Origin of the sequence: Vibrio sp. 10N.222.48.A3 (genome assembly GCF_041475345.1) — a bacterium.
Lineage (GTDB): Bacteria > Pseudomonadota > Gammaproteobacteria > Enterobacterales > Vibrionaceae > Vibrio > Vibrio tasmaniensis_A.
On the sequence record NZ_JBFRVX010000982.1, the window covers coordinates 1 to 1,964 of the forward strand.

2 protein-coding genes are annotated in these 1,964 nt (G+C 46.9%); one reads left to right on the forward strand and one right to left on the reverse strand.

The window, feature by feature from the left end:
- A partial coding sequence (locus AB4653_RS22735) for a sigma-54-dependent Fis family transcriptional regulator (RefSeq protein ID WP_372105388.1) occupies window positions 1–1,357 on the reverse strand: 1,357 nt, incomplete at its 3' end.
- Window positions 1,358–1,709: 352 nt separating this feature from the next.
- On the opposite strand from AB4653_RS22735, the gene AB4653_RS22740 reads away from it, so the two are divergent.
- The coding region (locus tag AB4653_RS22740; RefSeq protein ID WP_372105389.1) for an aldehyde dehydrogenase family protein at window positions 1,710–1,964 on the forward strand (255 nt) is incomplete at its 3' end.

Below are 1,964 nucleotides of genomic sequence, written 5' to 3' on the forward strand. Positions count from 1 at the left end.
AGCTTGGAAGAGTAAAGGCCAAGCCATTCAGGCGGTAAAAGAGATCTTGTCGAAATTCCCCCGTAGCGACCAACTGTTCTAGGTTTTTATGCGTCGCAGCGATGATCTGACAATCGACTTGATAGCTCTGATTTGAGCCAACAGGCACTACCGACTTATCTTGTAGAACATGCAGCAATCGACACTGAGCCTCCAATGGCATGTCGGCAATCTCATCTAGAAACAGAATTCCCTTGTCTGCTTGGCGGATCTTACCTTGGAATCCTTTGTGGCTTGCGCCAGTAAAAGCGCCCGGCGCGTAACCAAACAGTTCTGATTCGATAAGATCTTTCGGCAGTGCACCGCAATTTACTGCTACTAGGGGCGAAGATTTACGTTGGCTTTGTTTGTGCAACGCTTTTACAAATTCGCCTTTGCCAACGCCCGTTTCTCCTAAGATTAATAGGCTGATCCCTTTGTCGATAACCTTGTTGGCTTGCTGCCAAGCGTGTTCTATCTGTTGCTCGCCATGGTGCAGATCACACGACGCTGAAATAGAGCGAGTGCGCTTGGTGGTTGGTTGTTTGAGGTGTTGTTTCTCAAACACAAAAGGTGCATCAAATGAGGCTCGATTGAAGAGAGTCTCGATGCATTCGCCGACGATCGAGGTTTGATCCAGCAGTTGAGAGGCGACCTGATTGTGCGCGACTACCTCGCCAGCTTCATTGGCTATCACAATTCCTTGCCAGCCGCTGTGTAATAGAGATTTCTCACATGCGAGGTCAATACGAGTGGTGCCTTGTGGGATATGACTTAATAGCTGATTTTCAACAAGCTGAACCATATTTTGAACCAGCAATTGGATAGAACTGTCGTGTTGCTGTTGCTCACTGGTAATATCCAATACGCCAACCATCTGCCCTTGATGATCAAACACCGGGCTTGCGGAACAACTGATAAACCGATGCTGGTGGATGAAGTGCTGTTCACCAATGATAGATACTGGTTTCGCTTCAACGATGGCGGTGCCAATCGCGTTGGTGCCTTTAAGTTGTTCCTGCCAACATGTTCCCGAACTGAGTGCAATTGACGTCAGCTTCTCTTTAAACCGCTCCTGTCCCCAACTTGCCAGAATTACCCCTTCAATATCCGTCAGAATCAAACGGCTGTCAGTGCGTGCAAACATCTGATTAAACAGAGGGAGAGCATTACGTTCGACGATATGAATCAAGTCGGACGATTGATGACGTCGCTGTTTAAGGATCGATTGTGGCAGGCGAATGTCTTCGGGAAGTCGTCTCTGTTTTAGACCCGCTTCTGTGCTGCGGTGCCAAGAGGATGAAAGCCAATCTGAGGTGTTTGCTTGTTGAAGATGCATGACTGTTCCATGTCGTAACAGTGAGGGTGTACCAATTTGGAACAGTTGAACACTGGAGTGCTTTCCAGACGCCCGTTCAATGCCAACTCACTTTGGGTTGTAAACGTTTGGTAATCATAGTTTTACAATTTATTAACAACAAGTTTTGAAGTTCTGGCGTGTGATTTGCGTTGTTACTGTTGTGAAGAAAACACGAAGTATCAGTGTTTTAAACAGAAAGCATAAACATGGTGACACTCTTTTTAGAGCTCTTTTCATGAGATCTGTTCTCAAGGGAAGTCGCCATGCTAGCTCGACAACATAAGCTCAATAACGAATGAGCAACGACTAAAAATCTAAGAAGGATCTAACTATGATTTACGCACAGCCGGGTAGTGATAACGCAGTGGTGAACTTTAAAGCGCAATACGATAACTTTATCGGTGGCGAATGGGTGAAGCCTGTTAGCGGTGAGTATTTTGATAACACTTCCCCAGTGAATGGTCAGGTGTATTGCCAAGTGGCACGTTCAACCGAGGCGGACATTAGCTTGGCACTCGATGCCGCGCATGCTGCTCGTGCTAGTTGGGCGGCGACTAGCGTGACTGAGCGCTCCAACATCCTACTT